At 70.5% G+C, this 21,559-nt stretch carries 17 protein-coding genes; 10 read left to right on the top strand and 7 right to left on the bottom strand.

Annotated elements, in window-relative coordinates; translation table 11 throughout:
* Positions 1–17: 17 nt before the first annotated feature.
* On the top strand, positions 18–1,514 hold the full coding sequence (locus ACSTA4_RS13880; RefSeq protein ID WP_444963905.1) for a carboxylesterase/lipase family protein: 1,497 nt from the start codon (positions 18–20) through the stop codon (positions 1,512–1,514).
* Positions 1,515–1,655: 141 nt separating this feature from the next.
* On the opposite strand, the gene ACSTA4_RS13885 is transcribed toward ACSTA4_RS13880, so the two are convergent.
* Positions 1,656–2,513, bottom strand: a complete 858-nt coding sequence (locus ACSTA4_RS13885) for a helix-turn-helix transcriptional regulator (RefSeq protein WP_444963906.1) — start codon at positions 2,511–2,513, stop codon at positions 1,656–1,658.
* A gap of 170 nt (positions 2,514–2,683) precedes the next feature.
* On the opposite strand from ACSTA4_RS13885, the gene ACSTA4_RS13890 reads away from it, so the two are divergent.
* The 4 genes from ACSTA4_RS13890 to ACSTA4_RS13905 all read left to right on the top strand — a co-directional run bounded on the left by ACSTA4_RS13890 (position 2,684) and on the right by ACSTA4_RS13905 (position 7,385).
* Positions 2,684–3,514 (top strand): NmrA family NAD(P)-binding protein, encoded by an 831-nt coding sequence (locus ACSTA4_RS13890; RefSeq protein ID WP_444963907.1) that lies wholly within the window; start codon positions 2,684–2,686, stop codon positions 3,512–3,514.
* Between the two features lie 444 nt (positions 3,515–3,958).
* On the top strand, positions 3,959–5,683 hold the full coding sequence (locus tag ACSTA4_RS13895) for a SpoIIE family protein phosphatase (protein WP_444963908.1): 1,725 nt from the start codon (positions 3,959–3,961) through the stop codon (positions 5,681–5,683).
* A 155-nt stretch (positions 5,684–5,838) separates the two neighbouring features.
* Positions 5,839–6,429: a TetR/AcrR family transcriptional regulator gene (locus tag ACSTA4_RS13900; RefSeq protein WP_444963909.1), complete on the top strand. Its 591-nt coding sequence runs from the start codon at positions 5,839–5,841 to the stop codon at positions 6,427–6,429.
* Positions 6,426–7,385, top strand: a complete 960-nt coding sequence (locus ACSTA4_RS13905; RefSeq protein ID WP_444963910.1) for an EamA family transporter — start codon at positions 6,426–6,428, stop codon at positions 7,383–7,385. The genes ACSTA4_RS13900 and ACSTA4_RS13905 overlap by 4 nt, the downstream gene beginning before the upstream one ends.
* A gap of 18 nt (positions 7,386–7,403) precedes the next feature.
* Here ACSTA4_RS13905 and ACSTA4_RS13910 read toward each other — a convergent pair whose 3' ends face one another.
* Together ACSTA4_RS13910 and ACSTA4_RS13915 are read right to left on the bottom strand one after the other, a co-directional pair.
* Positions 7,404–8,303, bottom strand: a complete 900-nt coding sequence (locus tag ACSTA4_RS13910; RefSeq protein WP_444963911.1) for a Vgb family protein — start codon at positions 8,301–8,303, stop codon at positions 7,404–7,406.
* Positions 8,304–8,317: 14 nt separating this feature from the next.
* Positions 8,318–9,208, bottom strand: coding sequence for an alpha/beta fold hydrolase (locus tag ACSTA4_RS13915; protein ID WP_444963912.1), 891 nt, complete (start codon positions 9,206–9,208; stop codon positions 8,318–8,320).
* Positions 9,209–9,437: 229 nt separating this feature from the next.
* Between ACSTA4_RS13915 and ACSTA4_RS13920 the strand changes: the two genes are divergently transcribed.
* Positions 9,438–11,375: an ABC transporter ATP-binding protein gene (locus tag ACSTA4_RS13920; RefSeq protein ID WP_444963913.1), complete on the top strand. Its 1,938-nt coding sequence runs from the start codon at positions 9,438–9,440 to the stop codon at positions 11,373–11,375.
* Positions 11,376–11,534: 159 nt separating this feature from the next.
* Here ACSTA4_RS13920 and ACSTA4_RS13925 read toward each other — a convergent pair whose 3' ends face one another.
* A complete protein-coding gene (locus ACSTA4_RS13925) occupies positions 11,535–12,425 on the bottom strand; it encodes a dihydrodipicolinate synthase family protein (RefSeq protein ID WP_444963914.1) in 891 nt (296 codons plus the stop codon).
* A 107-nt stretch (positions 12,426–12,532) separates the two neighbouring features.
* Positions 12,533–12,727, bottom strand: coding sequence for a hypothetical protein (locus ACSTA4_RS13930; RefSeq protein WP_019607433.1), 195 nt, complete (start codon positions 12,725–12,727; stop codon positions 12,533–12,535).
* A gap of 380 nt (positions 12,728–13,107) precedes the next feature.
* Here ACSTA4_RS13930 and ACSTA4_RS13935 point away from each other — a divergent pair, with 380 nt between their 5' ends.
* Positions 13,108–13,908, top strand: coding sequence for an SDR family NAD(P)-dependent oxidoreductase (locus ACSTA4_RS13935; protein WP_444963915.1), 801 nt, complete (start codon positions 13,108–13,110; stop codon positions 13,906–13,908).
* 58 nt (positions 13,909–13,966) lie between these two features.
* On the opposite strand, the gene ACSTA4_RS13940 is transcribed toward ACSTA4_RS13935, so the two are convergent.
* The gene (locus ACSTA4_RS13940) at positions 13,967–16,009 is read right to left on the bottom strand and encodes a BCCT family transporter (RefSeq protein WP_444963916.1); all 2,043 of its coding nucleotides are present in this window, start codon (positions 16,007–16,009) and stop codon (positions 13,967–13,969) included.
* A 636-nt stretch (positions 16,010–16,645) separates the two neighbouring features.
* Positions 16,646–17,380: an NUDIX hydrolase gene (locus ACSTA4_RS13945; protein WP_444963917.1), complete on the bottom strand. Its 735-nt coding sequence runs from the start codon at positions 17,378–17,380 to the stop codon at positions 16,646–16,648.
* A 67-nt stretch (positions 17,381–17,447) separates the two neighbouring features.
* Between ACSTA4_RS13945 and ACSTA4_RS13950 the strand changes: the two genes are divergently transcribed.
* From ACSTA4_RS13950 to ACSTA4_RS13960, 3 genes are read left to right on the top strand one after another with little or no spacing between them, the layout of a single operon-like run.
* Positions 17,448–19,187, top strand: coding sequence for a hypothetical protein (locus ACSTA4_RS13950; protein WP_444963918.1), 1,740 nt, complete (start codon positions 17,448–17,450; stop codon positions 19,185–19,187).
* The gene (locus ACSTA4_RS13955) at positions 19,184–20,095 is read left to right on the top strand and encodes a 5'-methylthioadenosine/S-adenosylhomocysteine nucleosidase family protein (protein WP_444963919.1); all 912 of its coding nucleotides are present in this window, start codon (positions 19,184–19,186) and stop codon (positions 20,093–20,095) included. Before ACSTA4_RS13950 ends, ACSTA4_RS13955 begins: the two co-directional genes overlap by 4 nt.
* 47 nt (positions 20,096–20,142) lie before the next feature.
* Positions 20,143–20,805, top strand: coding sequence for a hypothetical protein (locus ACSTA4_RS13960; RefSeq protein ID WP_444963920.1), 663 nt, complete (start codon positions 20,143–20,145; stop codon positions 20,803–20,805).
* The last annotated feature ends 754 nt before the right edge of the window (positions 20,806–21,559 follow it).

Consider the following 21,559-nt stretch of genomic DNA (forward strand, 5'->3'; position numbering starts at 1 on the left):
AGCGGAAAGGCATACCTGTGAACCACCACCCCGACCCCGTCGTGACCACCGCGCAGGGAGCGGTCCGCGGCCGACGCCGCGACGGCACCGCCGCCTTCCTGAACATCCCCTACGCCGCGCCTCCCCTCGGCGCCGACCGGTTCGCGCCGCCGCGACCGCACGAGCCCTGGGACGGCGTACGGGACGCCGCCGTGCCGGGCCCCAACGCGCCGCAGGCCGAACGCGGACTCGGCGGCGTGGACATGTCCCCCTACTTCGGCGACGGTTGGAGCCGCGGAGACGACTACCTCACCGTCAGCGTCTGGACGCCCGAGACCGCGGACGGCGGCCTGCCCGTCATGGTGTTCGTCCACGGCGGGGGGTTCGTCGCCGGTTCGACACGCTCGGACATGTACGACGGCGGCGGCTTCGCCCGTGACGGCGTCGTCCTCGTCACCCTGAACTACCGGCTCGGCATCGCCGGGTTCCTCGACCTCCCCGGAGCACCCGCCAACCGCGGCCTGCTCGATGTGGTCGCCGCGCTGCGCTGGGTCCGCGAGAACGCCGCCGCCTTCGGCGGCGACCCGGACGACGTCACCCTCTTCGGTCAGTCGGCCGGGGCGACCATCGTCGGCGCCGTCCTGGCCACCCCCGAGGCCACGGGCCTCTTCCGCCGAGCCATCGTCCAGAGCGGCAGCGGACTGGGGGCGTTCACGACCGAGCAGGCCGCCCGCGTCACCCGTGCGGCGGCCGACCTGCTGGGCGTGCGGCCCGATGCCGACGCCTTCGCGGAGATCCCCGACGACCGCCTGGTCGAGGCCGCCTCCAAGCTCGCGGGCATCGACCTGCGGACCGGGACCCACCGCGACCCGCTGATCGGACTCAGCCCCTTCAGCCTGGTCCTCGACACGCAGCCCGCCGAATCCGTCGCCGCCGGGCTCGGCGCGGACGTCGACCTGCTCATCGGCACCAACACCGAGGAGGGGAACCTCTACCTGGCCCCCGTGGGCGCCTACTCCACCTCGACCGCGTCCGACGTCGACGCGGCCGCGGCGCGCTCGCACCCGGACCCGGCGCGGCTCGTCCAGACGTACCGCGGGTCCCGCCCCCGGGCGTCCTTCGGCGAGCTGCGGTCCGCCGTCATGGGCGACGCGCTGTTCGGCGCCGGTAGTTGGGCCCTGACCAGCGCCCACGCCTCCCATCCCGCGTCCGCCACCTTCGCCTACGAGTTCGCGTGGCGCTCCGACGCCCTGGGCGGAGAACTCGGCGCCGCCCACGCGGTCGAGCTGCCCTTCGTCTTCGACCTCGCGCACCTGCCGCGGTTGCGCGGACCGGGCGGTCTGCTGGGGCGCGGCGAGCCCCCCGCGGACCTGGCCGCCCGCGTCCACCAGACCTGGATCCGGTTCGCCAGGACCGGCGACCCCGGCTGGACCCCCTACGACAACGAGCGCCGGGCCACGATGCGCATCGGCACCGAGTGGGTCCAGGTGGACGACCCCCGGAGCCCGGAGCGGCGGGCCTGGGCGACGCCGTGACGCTCCGGGGCCGCCGCTCCGCTCACGCCCGCCTGAGCTGAGGAAGAACCGCTGGTCCCTCGGCCCAGCGGGACCGCGGTTCGTGGAGCACCCGTGCAACCGGTTGTGGCGTCGGCTCCGGCGTCGTCCGAGCAGCTCCCGCTAGTGCCGTGACGAGGGCTCGGGGACCGCGAGGCCGAGCTGGAGGCGGGTGAGCTTGTCGTGGTCCAGGGTGCCCGGCTCCGCGCTGAACACGACCACGCGCAGGTCGGTGCCCGGCACGGCCAGGGTCTGGCAGTCCAGGTCGAGCACGCCGAGTTCGCCGTGGTGCACGCGCTTGCGCAGCGTCGCACGCGGACGCACGTCGTGCCGCCGCCACTGCGCCGCGAACCCGGGATCGCGCTCGGCGAACTCGCCGACCAGCCGCCGCAGCGCGGAGTCGTGCGGGCGGCGGGCCAGCGCCTCGCGCGTCTGGGCCGCCGTCTGCGCCTCGAACCCGCCCGCCGACCCCGGCGGCGCCGAACACACCGTTCCGCCCAGGCGCATGGACAGCCGCAGCACGTTGCGCTCGGCCGGGGCCAGCGCGGCGAAGTCCGTGATCAGCGCGGACGCCAGGCCGTTCCAGGCCAGGACGTCGTGGCGGGCGTCGCAGACGTAGGCGGCGACCGGGCCGAGCCGCTCCAGCAGGGCGAGCACCCCCGCGGGGATCTGTTCGGCCGGGCCGGGCCGCGCGGGCGGCGCGTGCCCGGCGAGCCGGGACAGGTGCGCCCGCTCCGCCTCCGACAGCGCCAGGGCCCGCCCTATCGCGTCGATGACCTGCGGTGACGGGCGCGGCGCCCGGGCCTGTTCCAGTCGCTCGTAGTAGTTCACCGAGACCCCGGCCAGGTCGGCGACCTCCTCGCGCCGCAGCCCCGGTGTGCGCCGCGCGCGTCCGCCCGCGGTCTCGGGCAGGCCGACGTCGGCCGGGCGCAGGGCCTCGCGGCGGGCGCGCAGGAATCCGCCGAGTTCTCGCTTGTCCACGCCCCCAGCCTGCCACGCGCGCGGTCGGCCGACCACGGACCACTGGTCCGGGGATAACGCGGCCGTTCCCCCGCGCGGTGAGCCCCGCCAGTGTGGCGGAGGACGGACCGAACGACACGGACCGGACGAAGCAGACGCAGACGGACCGAACATCCGAAGGGACCGAAGACATGAGCATCCTCGTCACCGGCGGCACGGGCAACACCGGCCGCCCCCTCACCGAGGCACTGCGGGCCCGCGGCGCGCACGTGCGCGTTGCCAGCCGCGGGCCCGGCCCCGGCGGCGTGTCCTTCGACTGGGCCGACCCCGGAACGCACGCCCGGGCGCTCGACGGCGCACGGGCCCTGTACCTGGTGCCGCCGCCGATGACGCTGGACCCCATGCCGACGGCCGGGCCGTTCCTGGAGGCGGCCCGGGCCGCCGGGGTGCGGCGCGTGGTGCTGCTCGGTTCGCTGGCGCGGCTGTCCGAGGCCTCCGGCGTCGCGGAGCTGGGCGAGGCCGTGCGGTCCTTCCCCGAGTGGGCGGTGCTGCGTCCGTCGGGGTTCATGCAGAACTTCACCGGGGCGCACCCGGTGGCGGTGGGCATCCGCGAGCGCGGTGAGATCCGCTCGGCGACCGGCGAGGGGAAGCTGGGGTGGATCGACGCCGCCGACATCGCGGCCGTCGCGGCGCAGCTGCTCCTGGCACCGGGACCGGTGGCCGACGAGCACGTGCTCACCGGCCCGGAGTCGTTCGGGTACGCGCGGGCGGCGGCGGTCATCGCCGAGGCCGCCGGTCGGCCGGTGCGCCACACGCCCGCCCCGGCGGCCGAACTGGTCCGGCGCAACCTGGACGCGGGCATGCCCGAGCCCTTCGCCTCGGCGCTGGTCCGGGTGGACGCCGACATCGCCGAGGGCAGCGAGGACCTCGTCACGGACACGGTCCACCGCCTGACCGGACGCCCGCCCCGCGCCTTCGCCGACTTCGTCCGGGCCCGCCCGCGGGAGTGGTCCGCGGCCTGAGCGGCGGGGCGGGCCCGCGACGGCCCCGCCCTGCGGTCGGCGGCCCGGTGCCCCCGCCCGTCCCCGGGCCCGCCTCGGCCCCGCCCCGCGGTCGGCGGCCCGGTGCCCCCGCCCGTCCCCGGGCCCGCCTCGGCCCCGACCCGTCAGGCGGACCGGTGCCCCCGGGCTCGCCCCCGCACGCCGGAGCGAGGCGAGGCCATCGCGCACGGATGCCCTGGTGTACGTTGTCCGAGGTGGTCGTGTCCGCTGCGGGCCGGTGCAGGCGAGGAGCCCCCGGTACCGGAGTCCCGCCGGTACCGGCCGCCGCGGGACTCGTCCCGCCCCTCGAACGGACACGAGCGTTTCCGGCCTGACGGCCCTGCGCGGGTGTGGCGGACACGTACCGGGTGTGCCCGCCCCCCGGCCGGGGCGCGTGCGGGCGGGCCCGCGAGACAAGGAGCCGCTGTGGGCGATGGTTCTGGTACTTACAGCGATTCGGCCGGTCCGTCGGATCGGCACCGGTTCCTCACGGAGGCGCTGGACCGCGTGAACGCGGGTGTGTACGCCGTCGACGAGGGAGAGTGCCTGGTCGCGGTCAACGCCACCGCTCTGCGCCTGCTGGCCCGATCGGCGGACGAGATGCTCGGGCACGACGTCCGATCGCTGCACCGGGACGCCCGGGGCCGGAAGGCCGTCGAGGAGGCGGACGACGCCTCCCACGGGAGGCCCTCCGGTCCCTTCCCCCGCACGGGAGAGTCCTGGTTCGAGCGCGGCGACGGCACGCTCCTCCCCGTGTCGTGGTCCGCCGTCCCCTGTGAGCCCGACGGTTCACGGATCGCGGAACTGGTCTTCTTCCAGGCCGTCGAACAGGACGGGGGGAACCCCGAGCGAACCGTCTTCCCCCGCCGGACACTGTCGGAAACGGAGCGGCTGGCCCTGCTGGCCGACACCACCGCACACCTGATCAACAACGTGGACGTGGAGAAGTCCCTGCTCCGGGTGGTGGAGCTGATGCTTCCACGACTCGCGGACTGGGCGATCATCGACCTGATCACCGAAGGCGACGAGGTCTTCCGCTCCCTGGTGGTCCAGGCGGACCAGGGCAGGACCACGGTGCGCGAGGACCTACAGGGTCCGATGCCTCCGGTGCCCGAAACCTCCAGCATGCCCCTGTCCAAGGCCCTGCGGGGCGCCGCCTCCACCCTCGTCGACCGGGAGATCTACGCCGGTCCGCCCGACACCGGTATCGCGGTGGAACAGCGCAGGCTGTTCGAGGCGACGGGCATCAACACCGCGGCCATCGCCCCCGTCCGCGGGCCCCGTGAGGTGCTGGGCGCTCTGACCCTGGGGCGCACGGGCTCGCAGCACCCCTTCACCCGCGACGACCTCGCCCTTCTGGAGGACATCGCCCGGCGCGTCGGCCTGGCCCTGGAGAACGCGCGCCACCACCAGCGCCAGCGCCAGGTCGCCGAGACCATGCAGCGCTACCTGCTGCCCCAGCTCCCACGGCTGTCGGGCGTGGAGATGACCGCACGGTACCTGCCCGCACCAGACGTCTCGCACGTCGGCGGCGACTGGTACGACGCCTTCCCCCTGCCCAACGGCGACACGGCCCTGGTCATCGGTGACGTCGTCGGCCACGACCTGGACGCGGCGGCCGGGATGGCCCAGCTCCGCAACATGCTCCGGGCCTACACCTGGGCCCGGGAGCAGTCCCCCCACCGCACGCTCGAACGCATGGACCAGGCCCTGGAACACATCAGCGACGTCCACATGGCGACCCTCGTCCTAGCCCACCTGACGGTCGGCGAGGCCGGACGGTGGGAACTGCTGTGGTCGAGCGCCGGGCACCCCCCGCCCCTGCTCGTCCACCACGACGGCATCGCCCACTACCTCGAGGAGGGGAGCGGAGTCCTGCTGGGCACGGGGATGGCGCGGCCGCGCGCCGACGCGCGCATCGCCCTGCCGCCCGGGTCGACGCTCGTGTTCTACACGGACGGCCTGATCGAAGCCCGGGGGCAGTCACTGGACACGGGCCTCAGACGCATGCACCAGCACGCGGCCTCCCTCGCGCACCGCCCCCTGAACTCCTTCGCCGACCAGCTGATGGAGCGCGCACGGCCGAGTGGCAACGACGACGCCGCCGCCCTGCTCGCGATCCGCGTTCCGGCGGACGCGGCCGACTGCTGAAGCGACGGCCGCCCGCAGGCTCCATCCTCCAGGCGGTGACGCCGGAGCCCATCCCGGGGCGCGTGTCCATGGCCCGTAAGCGCCGGGCCCGCTGGAGAGGTCCGCCGTCAGATATAGGTAGACTGGTCTACCTAATGCGACACCGGAGGAGCACCATGGCGAACGTCGAGGAGGCCCGGCCACGCGCGGGCTCGGCCCGGGAGAAACTTCTCAGCGCGGCGGCGCGGCTGTTCTACGCCCACGGCATGACCGCCACCGGCATCGACGCGGTCACCGCCGAGGCCGGTGTGGCCAAGATGAGCCTGTACAACAACTTCTCCTCCAAGGAGGAGCTGACGCTGGCCTACCTCCAGGAACGGCACCGGGAGTGGCTCCACCTGTACCGGCGCCGACTGGAGGGGGCCGACACCCCCCGGGAGGGGGTCCTGGCGGTGTTCGACGCCTACGTCGACCACGCCTCGGCCGCCTACGAGCACGGATTCCGCGGCTGCGGGCTGCTCAACGCCGCGGCCGAACTCCCCGCGGGCGCACCGGGCAGAGCGCGGGTGCGCGAGCACAAGGAGCAGGTCGAGGCACTCGTGGCCGGGCACCTGGAGCGGATCACCGACCCCGACACGGCGGCGCGCACCGCCCGGCACTGCTCGTTCCTGCTGGAGGGCTCCATGGCCCGGGCCGGACTGGAGGGGGCGCCGGACCGCCTCCTGGAGGCGCGCGCGATCGCCGCGGCCCTGGTGGACGCGCTGTGAACCGCCACCGGTCGCTGGGCATCGCGGCCATCACGGTCACCTCCGTCCTGTGGGGCACCACCGGAACCGCCGCGACCTTCGCCCCGCAGGCCGGGCCCCTGGCCATCGGTTCGGCCGCCCTGGGGATCGGCGGCCTGCTCCAGGCGCTGATCGCCCTGCCCGCGCTGGCGGCGGCCCGTTCCCGGCTGCGGGACAACCTGCCCCTGGTGGCGGTGGGAGCCCTGGCCGTGGGCGTCTACCCCCTGGCGTTCTACGGCTCGATGCACCTGGCGGGGGTGGCGGTGGGCACCGTGGTGTCCCTGGCTTCGGCACCGCTGGCCTCCGGCCTGCTGGAGCTGGTGGTCCAGCGCACACCGCTGAGCCGTTGGTGGATGCTGGCCGCGGCGGTGGGCATCGTCGGCGGCGTGCTGCTGTGCGTGTCCAACACGGCCGCGCCCGCCGCCTCGCCGGGCGGGACGGCGGCCGGTGTCGCGCTCGGGCTGGTGGCGGGTCTCACCTACGCCGCGTTCTCCTGGGCGGCGCACACCCTCATGGGGCGCGGCATCGACCGGGCGGCGTCCATGGGGGCGGTCTTCGGCTGCGGCGGCCTGCTGCTCATGCCGGTGCTCGCGCTCACCGGCGCCCCCCTGGTGGCCTCCGGGCAGGCCTTCGCGGTGGCCGCCTACATGGCGCTGGTGCCCATGTTCCTGGGCTACCTCTTCTTCGGCTTCGGCCTGACCCGGGTCTCGGCGAGCACGGCCACCACGGTCACGTTGAGCGAACCCGCGGTCGCGGCGCTCCTGGCGGTCCTGGTCGTCGGGGAGACGCTGACCGGCGCGGGATGGTTCGGCCTGGGGCTCATCGCCCTGGTCCCGGTCATGCTCGCCATCGCACCGGCCCCCGGCCCGGCGGCGCGGCCCGTCGAACCGGCCCGTGCGGCGGGGACGCCGGTGACCGGGGACCGCGAACCGGCGTGAGCGCCGAGTCACGGGACCTCACAGCGCCAGGGAGGCGATACTGCCGGTCTCCAGGGCGACCCAGACCGTTCCGTCCGCGGTGACCGCGACGCCATGGGGCTCACGGGAGGGCGCGGGCAGGTCGAACAGGTCGATGTCGCCCTCCTCCGTGATGTGCCCGACGCGGTTCGCGCCCCACTCGGTGAACCAGCAGCCGCTCGCGGGGTCGGCCGCGATGGCGTGGGGGCGTGAGTCGCGCCGGGGGAGGGGGAACTCCCGGATACGCCCGTCCGTGGTGAGGCGGCCGATCTGACCCGCGGCGATCTCCACGAACCACAGGGCGCCGTCCGGACCCGCGGTGATACCGACGGGCCCCGCCTGGCTGGTCGGGAGGGGATGAAGGGTCACGTCCCCGCCGACGGTGACGCGGCCGACGGCGTCGGCCTGGTTGAGGGTGAAGTACAGGGCTCCGTCGGGACCGGAGGCGATGAACGACGGGAATCCTCCCCTCGTCGGCAGGGGGAACTCGGTGACCTCCCCGTCGGTGGTGATACGGCCGACACGGTCGGCGTTCATCTCGGTGAACCACAGCGCCCCGTCGGGCCCGCTCGTGATGCCGAAGGGCTGGGCGTCAGGGGTCGGCAGGGCGAAGGAGTCGGTCCCGCCGTCCGCGGTGACGCGGCCGATCCTGCCGTCCTTGGCGCGGGTGAACCAGACCGCGCGGTCCGGGCCCGTGGTGATGATCGAGGGCGCGCACGAGGTCGAGTCCAGCGGGTACAGGGTGACGGAGCCGTCCGGTGTCATGCGGGCGATCCGGCCGTCGTGGACGAGCGTGGTCCACAGCGAACCGTCGGACCCGGCGGTGATGCCGTACGGGCCGGAACCCTGCGCGGCCACGGGATACCCGCGTACGGAACGCTGCTGGAGGCGGTGTGTCACAGGTGTTCTCCGGATCAGGCGGTGGGTCGGGCGCGCACGGTGTCCCAGATGACACGGGCGAGTTCCTCCGGGCGGGCCATGGGCACGTTGTGGTGCGCGCGCATCTCCACGAGTGTGCGTTCCGGGCGGGCGGCGACGACGGCCCGCACCTCGTCGCGGCGCGCGGCGTAGAAGCCCCGGTCGGGAAGGACGACCGTGAGCGGGCAGGTGAGGCGCTCGTAGACGTCCACGCTGGGGTAGACGGCCGCGTCCGGCGCGGGGGCGCTGATCACCGCGATCTGCTCAGCGGTCGGACGCCGCAGCCACGCGTGCTGGTCCCCGCTGAAGGAGCGCTCCAGCACGCCGCGCACCAGGCCGGGGCGGCAGTCCCTGTTGAGCTCGTCCCCGGAGGCCTCCCGCACACCGCGCTCGATGTACTCGCGCGCCTGTTCGGGGGAGGCGGACCACCCGTAGCCGAACCGGGCACGAACCCGCTCCATCGCCTCGGGCGTGGTCCACCGCTCCTGTTCCGCCACGGCCTCCTCCCGGGTGTTGAGGACGAGCCCGTCGACGACGCACACCGCGGCGGGGCGGACCAGCCCGCTGGCGGCCACGGCGGTGACGGCGTAACCGCCCAGCGAGTGCCCGACCAGGACAGGGTCCTCCCAGCCGAGGGCCCGGACCGCACCGGCGAGGTCGCGCCAGTACTGCTCCGCGCCGTGGGAGTCGGCCCTGGTCCGACCGTGCCCGCGCAGGTCGACGGCGACGACCCGGCAGCGGTCGGTCAGGTGGGCCGCCACGTCCGTCCAGGCGGCCGCGTTGTGCCCGCTGCCGTGCACGAGGAGGACCGGGGCGCCCGCGCCGCCGAAGTCCAGCGCGGCCAGGGCGTCGTGGCCGAGGTCGAGTGTGGTCTCTCGGGTCTGCACCGGAACATCCTGGGCCCGGTGTGTCCCGGCCGCAACCGTATTTCCCGTGTCACGGCGCGGACGGCCGACTGCGGGGCGCTGGCGGGTGGGAGCGGGAGTACCTCCAGCGGGGCCGCCGAGGCCACGGGCGGGCGGAACGCACTGTTATGTTGTCGATCGCGAATCCGACTTTCCTCCCCTCCCGGGCCCTGGAGTCGGGCACGAGTGCGGTGAGGAATGAGGACTGCAGGTGAAGAACGAGTCTCGGGTCACCAGCCGAATCCGTCCGGAGACGGTGAGCTGGGTTGGTTCGGGACTGGTCAGCGGCGGAATCCTGCTCGCGGCCGTCGACATGGTGCGATTTCCTCTCATGGAAGAGAAATTGACGACTCCCGACGGCGGCCTCTGGTGGCTGGCGGCCATGTTCCTCGGCGCGATCGTGCTCTGCGTCGTGTTGCGACGCGACACATGGGAACGCCAAGCCGGACCAGCCGCACGCCTCGGCCGGACCCGCACGGTGCTCCTCCTGGCCATGAGCGTGTCGTTGCTGTACGTGTCCTACACCGCCTTCTCGCCGACGGCGTTCTCATGGACAGCGGAGGACCCGCAGTCCTACTTTCCCGATGCGGCCGGAGTCTCCCTGTGGACGGCAACCCTGGCGATCACCCTCGGCGCGATTCTGATGGCGGCCACAGCCCACCAGCCTAGGCTTCGGCCCCTGCCCGGTTCCGTGCCGCCCATGGCCGGAGGGCTGGCCCTGGTGCTGCTGTTGGAGTTCGGGCTGGGCGCCGCGTCCCTGTACCAGCCGACGGAGCACACGGTCACCGACGCTTTCCCGGACACACCCGCCCCGGTGCCGGGCGACGTCAGCGAGGTCGGCTGGGAGTGGGAGGTACCGCAGGACGTGTCCGTGTGGGGCGTGGAGCCCGGACCGTTCGGCCCGCTCCTGACGCTTGAGGACGGTGTCGTCGCTCTGGACGGCTCCTCCGGCGAGGTGCTGTGGAGCTACCGGCACCCCTACGACAGTCGGGTGCACGTTGTGGTCTCCGATGGTGGAACGCGGGCGCTCGTCACCCGACAGCCTGCCGCGGACCGATCGGGTGATCATCACGTCACCGAGATCGACACCGTCACCGGAGGAATCCTTCGCGAGTTCACCGTGCCGCCGCTGCTTGAGGAGGGAGATGACGAGGACGCCCGCGTCGACTTCCTCGCAGGCGCGTCCGAGGTGAGCCTGTACTCCTGGCAGGACACCGATGAGGGGCCGAGGGTCCGTGTGCACGCGGTGGACTCCAACGAAGAGCTGTGGTTCCCCACCGTCCCGGAGTTGCAAGGCCTCATCTGCTCGAACTTCGGAGGCTGGCAGAGCGGCGAGAACCTCCTGCTGCACGAGGACCAGGTCCTCATCACGTACTCGTGCGCGGACGAGGACCGGCTCGACGAGGACACCACGTTCCAGGACCTGAGCTATGACAACAGTGAACCGCTGACCGGTGTCGTCGCCGCGTTCGACGCCCGCACGGGTGAGGAGAACTGGATCCGTGAATGGGACGACACGGACACGGAACTCAGCATCTCCGTGGACCGGCCCGTACCGGGCACGGACTCCCACCCCGTGATCGTGGCGCAGGGCCGTTACCGGAGCGACGTTCCCCGGGCGCTGGATCCGGGTGACGGTTCGGACACCCTGGAGCTTCCTCCGGAGTTGATGGACTCGGAGAGCGGAATGAGCCGCGACTTCGAGCACATCGTGAGAGCCGGCTCCGAGGGCACGGTCCTCCTCTCCCACGACTCTGCGGCTCGGGGGGACGGTGACGAACACGAGCCTTTTCTGTTCCACCGTGTCTCCGCTTCCGGCGAGATCATCGCCACGGCCGAGATGCCGTTCAGCACGGTCTTCCTCGATCAACTGCCCGAAGCCGTCGCTCTGGAGGACGCCGTGATCATCCCGCGCCTGGAGTACGAGGAGACAGGCACGCAGGAGACCATCCCCGCCGTGGTCGTCATCCCCTACGACGCGGGACCGGACGCCGTACGCACCATCCGATTCGACGAACCGGAGTTCACCTCGTATCCCGGTACACACGGCGCCCGTACCGGTGACCACCGGGCGATCCCCGTCCCCGGGGCGGTCGTGACCTACGTCAAGGGCACCGAGACCACGATCGTCCGCGGGCTGGTGGGCTGAAACGGACAGTGGTCACCCTCGGGATGACCGCGTCCCCGGACTGCCCGGGTCAGCAGTCCTCATCTCGACAGCCATCAGCATGCTCAGCCGGATGCTCGCAGCAGATCAGGACGCGGGCGACCACACGCTCTGATGGGCGGGCGTCTCCACAGGCGCCGTTCAGGCCAGCCCCAGCTGCCCGACCACACGGGCCACCCGCTCCCGCTCGGCGGCGGGCAGCCCCAGGATCGGGCGGGGCAGGCAGCGCGGGGCCACCAGCCCCAGGTGTTCGGCGATCGCGGCGATCACGCGCAGGCTGCCGTGGGAGGCGAACAACTCCCACAGCGGACGCAGCCGCTCCGACTCCGCCTCCGCCCCCTCGGCGTCACCGCTCAGGGCGGCGCTGACCAGGGGCAGGGCGGCGGCGGGCAGGGTTCCGCCCACCACGGAGAACCAGGCCCGGCAGCCCGCGTTGAGCCCCGTCGCGGCAACGCCGTCACCGGAGATCCCGATGGTCACGTGGTCGGGGACGGCCGCGCGGACCGCCGCCACACGTTCGCGGGCGGCCACCGGGTCTGCGGGCACCGGCGGGATCTTGATCGCGACCACGGCGGGCAGCGCGGCGACGCGCGCGTACAGTTCGGTCGAGAAGGTGAAGCGCGTCGTGCCGGGGTTGTCGTAGACCACCAGGGGCACCGACAGCTCGGCGGCAACGGTCGCGTAGAGCGCGAACACGTCCTCGTCGGTGAGCGGCTGATAGCTCACCGGGGCCAACAGCACGGCGGACGCACCGGCCTGCTGGGCGTCCTGGGCCAGGGCCTGCACGTGGGAGGTGCGCAGCGCGCCGATACCGACGACCACCGGTGTGCCGTCCGCGTGCTGTACCGCCGTCCGGGCCGCACGGCGGCGCTCCTCACGGTCCAGGTAGGCGTAGGAGCCGGTCGATCCCAGCGCGCCGATGGAGTCCACGCCCGCCTCGGCCAGGCGGGTGATCAGCCCCGCGTAGGCCCGCTCGTCGAAGCGGTCGTCGTCCAACGGGGTCAGCGGAAAGGCGCTCAGGCCGGTGAACATGCTGTCTCCTCATGTGTGCGGGGCGGGTGTGGCGGCCGGGCACCCCGACCCCGTCCCCTGATGTTCGCGGGGGCCCGGTGTCGGAGAACACCTCCCGCACGGTCGTGCTACCGGGACCGCTGGTGCGCCTTCCACTCCCGGTGGAGTTCACGCCGGCGCTCGTACTCCCTCTTCGCGCGGTGCTGCGGATCGGTCTCGGGGGTCAGGGACGCCGGGCCCATGACGTGCAGGAGCGCGTAGTTGATACGAAACCCCGTCCTGTACAGCAACGAGAACGAGTCCTTCCCACGCGGCTTGTCCATGGCCGTCCACCTCACTGTTTCCGGGACCGCGGACACACGCCGCGAGAGTGCGAGAGAGCGGGGAAGTCATCGCCGCGGAAGCGGCGGCCCTCCCCGCCCAGCAGCGTATCCGCCCGGTTCTCGCCGCCCCGGTCGGCCCGTCCTGTAAGGGCACAGCCCGCGAACGGCTTCGCGGTTTCCGGCACCGCGGCAACCGGACCGCCGTCCGGGCCGCGCTGCGGCGGCCGTCCCGCTCTCCCCGCCTGCGGGGCGGGCCCCTCACCAGGGTCGGCGGACATCGGCCAAGGTCAACCTCTGTTGACCGGCGGTGGCGGCCGTCATACCGTGGGAGCGCGCGGTCGGCCGAACCGGCGGCGCCCCCTTCTGTGAAAGGCACCCACATGGCCACCATCCTGGTCACCGGCGCGTCGGACGGACTCGGCCGAGCCCTGGCCGAGGACCTCGCGGGGGCAGGGCACCGGCTCCTGCTCCACGGCCGCGACACCGGACGGCTCGCACAGGTCGCCGCGGACACCGGCGGCGAGGTCTACCGGGCCGACCTCTCCTCCCTCGCCGGGGCCAGGCGGCTCGCCGCCGAGGTCGCCGCCCGCCACGACCGGCTCGACGTGCTCGTCAACAACGCCGCGGTGGGCTTCCGGATCGACGGCGCCGAGCGCACGACCTCGGCTGACGGCCACGAGTTGCGCTTGGCGGTCAACTACCTGGCTCCGGTGCTGCTCACGAGGGAGTTGTTGCCGCTGCTGCGCCGGTCCGCTCCCTCACGGGTGGTCAACATCGCCTCCCGGGGACAGCAGGAGTTGGACCTGGAGGATCCGCAGTTCGAACACGGCTTCACCGAACCCGCTGCCTACCGCCGGTCCAAGCTGGCCCTCATCAGCCACACCCTGGACCTGGCCGGGGAACTGGTCGGCAGCGGGGTCACGGTCAACTCCCTGCACCCGGGGACCTACATGGAGACCTCCCTGACCAGGGCCGCGGGCGTGGAGTTCCACGACCCCTTGGAGAAGGGGGTGGCCGCCACCCGCCGCCTGGTGGACGCGCCCGAGCTGGAGCGGGTCAGCGGACGCCACTTCGACGACGGCGTGGAGACACCGCCCTCCGTCCCTGCCGCCCTCGACCCGGGGTATCGTCGTCGTCTCGCCGAACTGACGAACGAACTGCTGGAGAAGTCCGGCGTCTGACCGGCGGGGCGGGTCGGCCCCCGACGTCGGCTGAACGGCGGGGGCCGGGGCGATGGAGTCAGCGTGCCTCAGGCTCGGTCCCGTCCTCCGACACCTCGACGCGCTTTTCCCCTGTCACTGCGGACCCTTCGGGGGCGGTCTCCGAGCTCCCACCAGCGGCCGGGTCGTAGCCGTCGGCCCACTCCCCGGTCTCGAAGTCGAAGCCGACCGGTTCGCCCTCCTCGTTGGTGCGCTGGTACCACTCCGTGTAGCTCTCGTCGGTGGAGTCGATACCCGCCCCGGCTCCGTCCCCGGGCCGTGATTCCACGACCTTCAGGGAGAAGTCGTCGCCGTAGCGGTCCACTCCCTCGGTCACGGCGTTGTCCATCGCCGTGTCGATGTAGTGCATGCGCAGAGTGAGGGGGTCGGTGCGCAGCTCCCTGAACCACGCGACGACGGCGAGGACCAGCACGAGCGCGAACGGCACCGCCGTGACGATCACCAGCTGCTGCAGTCCCGTCAACGCCGTCGCGTCGCCCAGAAGCAGCATCACGATCGCGATCCCCGACATGACCAGGCCCCAGAAGACGACCACCCACAGGCGCGGGTTCTGGTCCCCCTGCGTGGTGAGCATGCCCATCACCACCGACGCCGAGTCGGCGGCGGTGATGAAGAAGATCGCGAGCACCACGATCACGACGAAGGGCAGCCACTCCACGTACGGCAGGTTGTCGATGAGGGCGAAGAGCACCTCGGGCGCGGGCATGCCCTCGGTGAGACCGGGGGCGCCCTCCCGGTACATCCAGATGGAGGTGCCGCCCATCACCCCGTAGGCGACGAAGAGCAGCGAGGACGGGATGATGATCGTGCCGAGGGTGAACTGGCGGATGGTGCGGCCGCGGGAGATGCGCGCGAGGAAGATGCCCACGAAGGGCGACCAGGAGATCCACCAGGCCCAGTAGTAGACGGTCCACAGCGACTGGAACTCCTGCGTCTCGGGACCCCACGAGAGCGACCGGCCCATCATGTCGAACAGGGAGCCGAAGTACTCCATGACCGCCGAGGGGAGCAGGTTCAGCAGGAACAGCGTGGGGCCGAGGAAGAGGAAGACCGCGACGATGCCGATCGTGAGCACGATGTTCACGTTCGACAGGAGCCGGATGCCCCTCGCGACGCCCGAGACGGCCGAGATGACGAAGCCGACCGTCAGGACCGCGATGATGACGACCAGGGTGTTGTTGGTGAGGTCCCCGGCGCCCGACACGATGCTGACGCCGGAGCCGATCTGCATCGCCGCGATACCGAGGGCGGCGGCGGTGCCGAAGAGCGTGGCGATGATCGCGAAGATGTCGACGAGCTTTCCGGCGAAGCCCTCGGTGAGCCGTCGGCCGAACAGGGCGCGGAAGATCGAGGACATGAGCAGGGGACGGCCGCGGCGGTACGCGGCGTAGGCGACGGCCCCGCCGACCAGTGCGTAGATGGCCCACGCGTGGAAGCCCCAGTGGTAGTACATCTGGGCCAGCGCCGTGTGCAGGGCCTCGACCGACTCCGGCTCGTCGGTCAGCGGAGGCGGTGAGATGAAGTAGCCCAGCGGCTCGGAGGGCCCCCAGAACAGGACCGCCACACCCAGCCCGGCCGCGAACAGCATGGCCGTCCAGGAGAACGTGCTGAACTCGGGCCGCTCGCCGTCCTTGCCCAGCGGGATCCTCCCGTAGGGCGAGAACGCTATGCCCACCGTGGCGACGAGAACGACGATGGCCACGACGTTGAACATCCAGCCGAGGTTGTCGGTCGACCAGTAGAACGCCGTCTCGGCGACCCCGGCGACACTCCCCGGCGACCAGATGCCCCAGACGACGAAGGCGACCGTCAGCGAGCCGGCGATCGCGAAGACGAGCCAGTCGACCCGGTAGCTGCGGCGCTGATCGTCGATCGAGATGCCCGGAACGAGGACCGGGTGTGTGTCGTGGGGATACGTGGGGTGCTGGTAGTCCAGGCTTCCGAGCGCGGTGTGGCCCGTCCGGCCCCGCGGGCCCGAGGACCGGCCTTTGCCTTTGTCGTCCTCGGGTTCGTTGCCGTGGCGGCTGGTCTGCTCTTTGTCTTTGTGCGGTTTTTCGGGCATGGCGAACACAGCCTCGCGAATAGTGGAGCAGGGGTGCGAATCGTGCCCGGGGGCACCAACGCACAACGGAAAGGTTGACGAAAAGGGCGGGAGAACCGGCGGCCATGTCGCCTGGTCCCGGCGGAACTAGCGGCCGCTGCCGTTGGATGCGCCACCGCACAGTACGTGTGTCTCTGCGCGCACGCGCTGAAGTCGGAAAGCTCCGGTCACCGTTTGTCGCGATACCCGTCGGATGTCCCGGAGGGCTCCTGGGCGCGGCTCACCGTGCCGTCGGCCGATCACCGTGCCCGCTCACGGGCCGTTCCCGGGTCCCACCGTGTCGGTCGGATCAGCGGGGTGGCCAGGCCGCCGGGCGCGGTTCGGGCCGTAGGTCCTCTTGTGATCCCGCGCCCGGGTCGGCCTTGCGCCAACGATGCGAATTTCGACATAAGCGACGACAATAACTGCGTCGCGGATAGTTGTCAACTGGAAGGGTGGCAATTCGGCGTGGAGATCGGATTGCGCGACCGCGATCGAGGCGTTTTTCCCCTTGATTGCTCGTGTATTTCCCTGCCTCTGTCGCGGACGCGACCACACCTTCCCCGGATTCAGCTCCCGAGGGCAGTCCGGGAACCGGAACACCGTCAGCCGCTTCCCTCAACCGCCTGAGCGCAGAAAAGGCGGGTTCAGAAGAGCGGCGGTTCCTTTTCGATAGAGAGCTGCAGGTCGGCCAGTGGCCTGGAGTCTTTGATCTCCTGTCGGTTCCAGGAATCCTTTGGCCTTGGTGGCCCTGCGCCGAAAATTGCTGGGGTCCAGGGAACGCCCCCACACGACCTCGTAGACGTTGCGCAGTTCGGGAAGAGTGAAGGGTTCGGGACAGAAGGCCGTCGCCACGGTGGTGTACTCCAGTGTCCTTCGGGTGCGCTCCACCGCGTCCTCGACGATGCGCGCGTGGTCGAAGGCCAGCGATCCGGGCTCGCCGAGAAGGTCGGAGACCGGGGCCCAGTAGGCGTGCGCGGCGTCAGTGCCACCCACGGGGGCGGGCAGGTCCGGGCCCAAGGCGAGGTAGGCGATGGTGACGACGCGGCCCCGAGGGTCCCTGCCGGGATCTCCATAGGCACCGAGCTGTTCCAGGTGCAGCAGCGCGCCATCGATCGCGGTTTCCTCCAGCAGTTCCCGGTGTGCACCCTCGTCGAGGGTCTCGTCGGAGCGCACCCGCCCACCTGGCAGCGCCGAGCGTCCGAGGAAGGGCTCTGCCCCGCGCTCCACGAGCAACACCATGAGCCTGTCGTCCCTGATGGTGAAGATGGCGAGGTCAACGGTCACCAGTGACAGCTCCACGCCCACGGACCTCTTCAGGCGTTCGTCTGCTGCGGCATCTTTAAAGGTCATCTTGACTTTAACCCCGTCTCCTGTTTATGGTCACTGTGACCATTATCCCTCCAGGGTAGGTAGGCGTATGACCACGCTCCATGCGGCTCCGGGCCAGGAAACCCCTACGCGAGCATCCAGCGACGCCACACGCCACCTGTGTGCCGGTGTCTACGTCAATGAGAAGTTCCGGGATCTCGTCATCGGGAAGATCTCCACCGCATCCCTTCGCCGGGTCGCCCCCTCCTACGGCTTCGACCTCGTACCCGTGGTGCGCCATGCCTGGCGAGCGGCTCTCCTGGCCGCGGTCCCCCGAGCGATGATCCTCGCCGCCGTGCTGGTGCCACTGGCCTGGGAGTTGACCGCGACATCGACGATCGTCGTGTGTGGTCTTCTTCTCCTGCTGCTCCTGCGGAAGGCGCTGCGTCTGTCGGCCCAGGTGGCCAGTGAGGAGAAGTTCTTCTTGCGTAGAAGGCGCAAACGAGGCGCGCGACGCCGTCGACTCTCTTTGGAAGGGTGGCGCTGGAAGAAGGAAACCCGCCAACTCAAGCGCACCGCCGTGTGCGCCCTCGTTCTCGCCGTCATCGGACTTGTCAGTTTCGGTGTGTCTCCGGACCAGGGAGAACTGGCGCTGTACCTGATGGGCTTGATCGTGGCCACCACGTTCGTGACCGGCGCGGTACGCCAGTTGCACGTCAACCGTGTCCAGAAGACATCCCGGCTCCGACCGAACAGGCTTTCCCGTCGTGAACGGGCCATCGACGAGCAACAGCAGCACGACTGCGCCGTTTACCGGCGTCCTCGCCACAGCGGCGAGGAGACCGACGAACAGGATCCACTCTCCCTGTTCGGTGAGGAGTCGCCGTTCGTTGGGGCGGGCGAAGCGGTCTACCAGTGGGATCCGCCCATGAACGTGCAAATGTTGCGGCCCAGCGAGGACGAGAACGAGCCCCTGCACAGGCGTGAGCACGCGACTCCACCGTTTCGCGCACACGAGCTGGTGGAGCGACTCCGCCGCGAAGTCAACGAACTCCGCACGGACGAACCGCATGTCCGCCTCCCGGTCGAAGTCCGGGACCGCGTCTATGCGGCGGAAAGCGACGTCTCAAAGGATCGTTCCCTGCTCGATCCGGCCGGGATCGACGCCGAGCGCATGCGTCGTCTCATCGACGGCGAGGACACCAGTGGGCTCCACTTCATCGAGGTGAGTGTGCCGAGCCACGGTTCCGAACTTGTCACCACCGTGTTCCTGCACGTCAGACTCCAAGGCCGCACACTGACCTTGTTCTGCGTGGCCTGTGCGCTGACCCGCAACCCACGTGAGTTCCAGCGCTCGGAGGAGTATGGCCAGAGCGGCAAGAGAGCCGCTGTGGCAGCAGGAGGTCACGCTCTCCTACGCCTTCCCCATGAGGTCTCTGCCTGTTGGCGCATACTTCGCTACGTCTACTACCTGACCAAGACGTTGGTCCTTGGGCCGGACGGGACGCGGCGTCCGCTGCGGAACATCGAGATCGGCAGCCAGGTCAGCGCTCGCGAAGAGCACGCCCAGGAGTGGCGCCAGGTCCAGTTCGACCAGTCCCAGGTTCTCAGCCACATGAAGACCGTCGAAGAACGTCTGCTCAACGCGATCAGCGATTTCCTGTACGAGAACAACGTCGACAACTCGGAGTTCAACAAACGCGCCAAGAAGCTGGTGCAGAACAGCTTCAACATCGGCAGCAACACCACCATCCTCGGCAGCGCGGTGGGCCCCGGAGCGCACTCGGCCAACACCGTCGGAGACATCGGCAACGCCCCCATTCCCTCGAACAACGGAGGACCGCAGTGAAGTACGGAGATTTCCATCTGGGCGACAACGCACAGATCAGCCACAGCGCAGTCGGACCCGGTGCCCGCTCAAGCAACGCCATCTCTCCCGGCCCGACGTACTCGCCGGTCGCTGATGCTGAGGCAGCGAAGGGTCGACCGAGCTGTGACGTCGGGATCGTCACGATTCTCGCCAAGGAGATGCAGGCGGTCATCGATCAGTTCGACCTGAGCACTGAGAAGAAGCTCGACGGTCTGTTCTTCGCCACGGGGGAAGCCACCACCGAGAGCGGTACCGTCACGGTGGCCGCCACCCAGACCCACAGCCCTGGTCAGCGGTCCGTCATGTCCGCGCTGGAGCACCTGCGCCGCCACTTCTCTCCTCGCTTGTGGATCCTCGTCGGCATCGGGGGAGGGTTACACCCCGAGCACGCCCGGATCGGCAACGTCATCGTCTCCACCCGAGTCGTCTACTACGAATCTCGGAAGATTCAGGCCGGCGGTCGGGTGCAGCCGCGGGGTGAGGAGCGTCAGGCCCCTGCCCGGGTCGGGCACGCGGTGAACCGCTACTTCACCGACCGCGGTGAGCCCGCCATGATCCGCGGCCAGGCCAAGGGTCACCGGAAGCGGACCTTCGAGGTGCTTCCGGGGCTGATCGGTTCCGGAGAGGCCGTCATCGCCGATCGGGACGCGGATATCCGCAGGTTCCTGACCGGCTACAACGACAAGGTCCTGGCCGTGGATATGGAGTCCGGCGGGCTGAGTCAGTACTGGCAGGAGAACTCCGTGGGCGGAACACCCAACCCGGACTGGGTCGTGGTCAGGGGCATCTCCGACAACGCAGATCAGGCAAAGAACGACGACGGCCATGATCTGGCCGCCCGCAACGCCGCCCACGTCGTCCGGGACCTCCTGCCCTATCTCTGCTGAATCACGGAGAGGACGACATTTTTCCACCCCGTGACGATGGGACTCCCATGACCGCATTCCTTCTCGGCGTGTTGAGCTCCCTGCTGGCCACCGTTCTCGTCGTCGTCGCGGGGTGGTTTCGTTCCGGTCGGCCCCGTTGGTGGCTGGTCGGACTGCTGTCCCGGCTCACCGGGACCGGGATCACGCGTCTGTACCGACAACAGCGTTTCGCTGAGGCCGACCTTGCCCGCGACATCGCACGGGCCAAATGGGTGAAGGTGCTGGCAGGGAGGGGAAACGTACTCACCCGGGATGCCTTCGCCCCGTTGTGGTCGGGGAACTCGTGCACGGTCCAGGTCCTGTTGCCCGATCCCGGGAGCGACCAGCAGTCCTGGTTGTCCAGGAGGGGAGAGGACCTGGGCCGGGCCGACCTCGGGATCAGCCCACCGATGCTCGCGGCGCAGGTGCGGGCCAACACCGCCTACTTGGAACGGATCCGACTCCACAATCCCGCCGTGGACTTGCGGCTGTTCGACTTGCCGAACATTTTCCGGGTGATCGCGACGGACCGGGGCGCGTACCTCACCTTCTACAGTCGACATGGGCACGGCCGTCACTCCCTCTGTCTGCACCTGAGCCCCTCAGGCGCGCTGTACGACGCGGCCCTCGGACTGTTCGAATTCTCCTGGGCGAACAGCTCGCCCACGCAAGGTCCGGAAAGCGACAGGTGAGAGCCATGCCGGGGTGTTGCGCCCCGACTGTCTTGTGCGGAGGCTGATGGAAACAGCGGTGCTTGCCGGGATCGGGACCGTGACCTGGGCTTCGTGCGGGTCCTAAGGCTTGCGCGTCACCAAGTGGGGTGACCGCTCGCCGTCCAGGATCGAATGGATGATGGAGTCGCGCCAGGAGTCCCGGTTCCACAGGTGACGCCGGATTCGTCCCGGCAGGAGGTGAACAACTACGCCTACGGCATGGGCGGTCCGATCAACAACGTCGACTGGACCGGGTTGATGAGTCCGGCCACCGCAGCGGAGACGATAGGTTCCGCAGCAACAGGCGCGGCAGCCGCCGTGGGAATGGTCGCGGTTTGCGGGACCTCCTTGGGAGTTGGCTGCCCTCTGGTCGGAGTGGTCGTCGGTGCAGCAGCCAGCGGTTTCGGTGGAGTCGTTGGCGCGGGACTGACGGGTGGATCGCAAACTGAAATCGCGTCATCTGGCAGAGCCGATCTGGTCGGAGGAGCGGTGACCGGACCGCTTCCAGCTGCTCCTGGCTTGCTGATCAGCCTGGGAACCAGCGGGTTGCTGGTGTCGGACTCAGCGTGACATGCCTCTGATAGTCGAGCAGAAAATCGTATCCCTTGTCTGCGTGAGGAGGCCGAGAAGAAGGGAATGCTGACTACAGATGACGAATAAGCGAATGGAGGGTCTCGTGCCGCATCGACCAACGCCTGATTTCGTTGAACGGTTGGCTAAGGCCCGGTTTCTT

It is taken from the genome of Nocardiopsis sp. M1B1 (assembly GCF_052466615.1).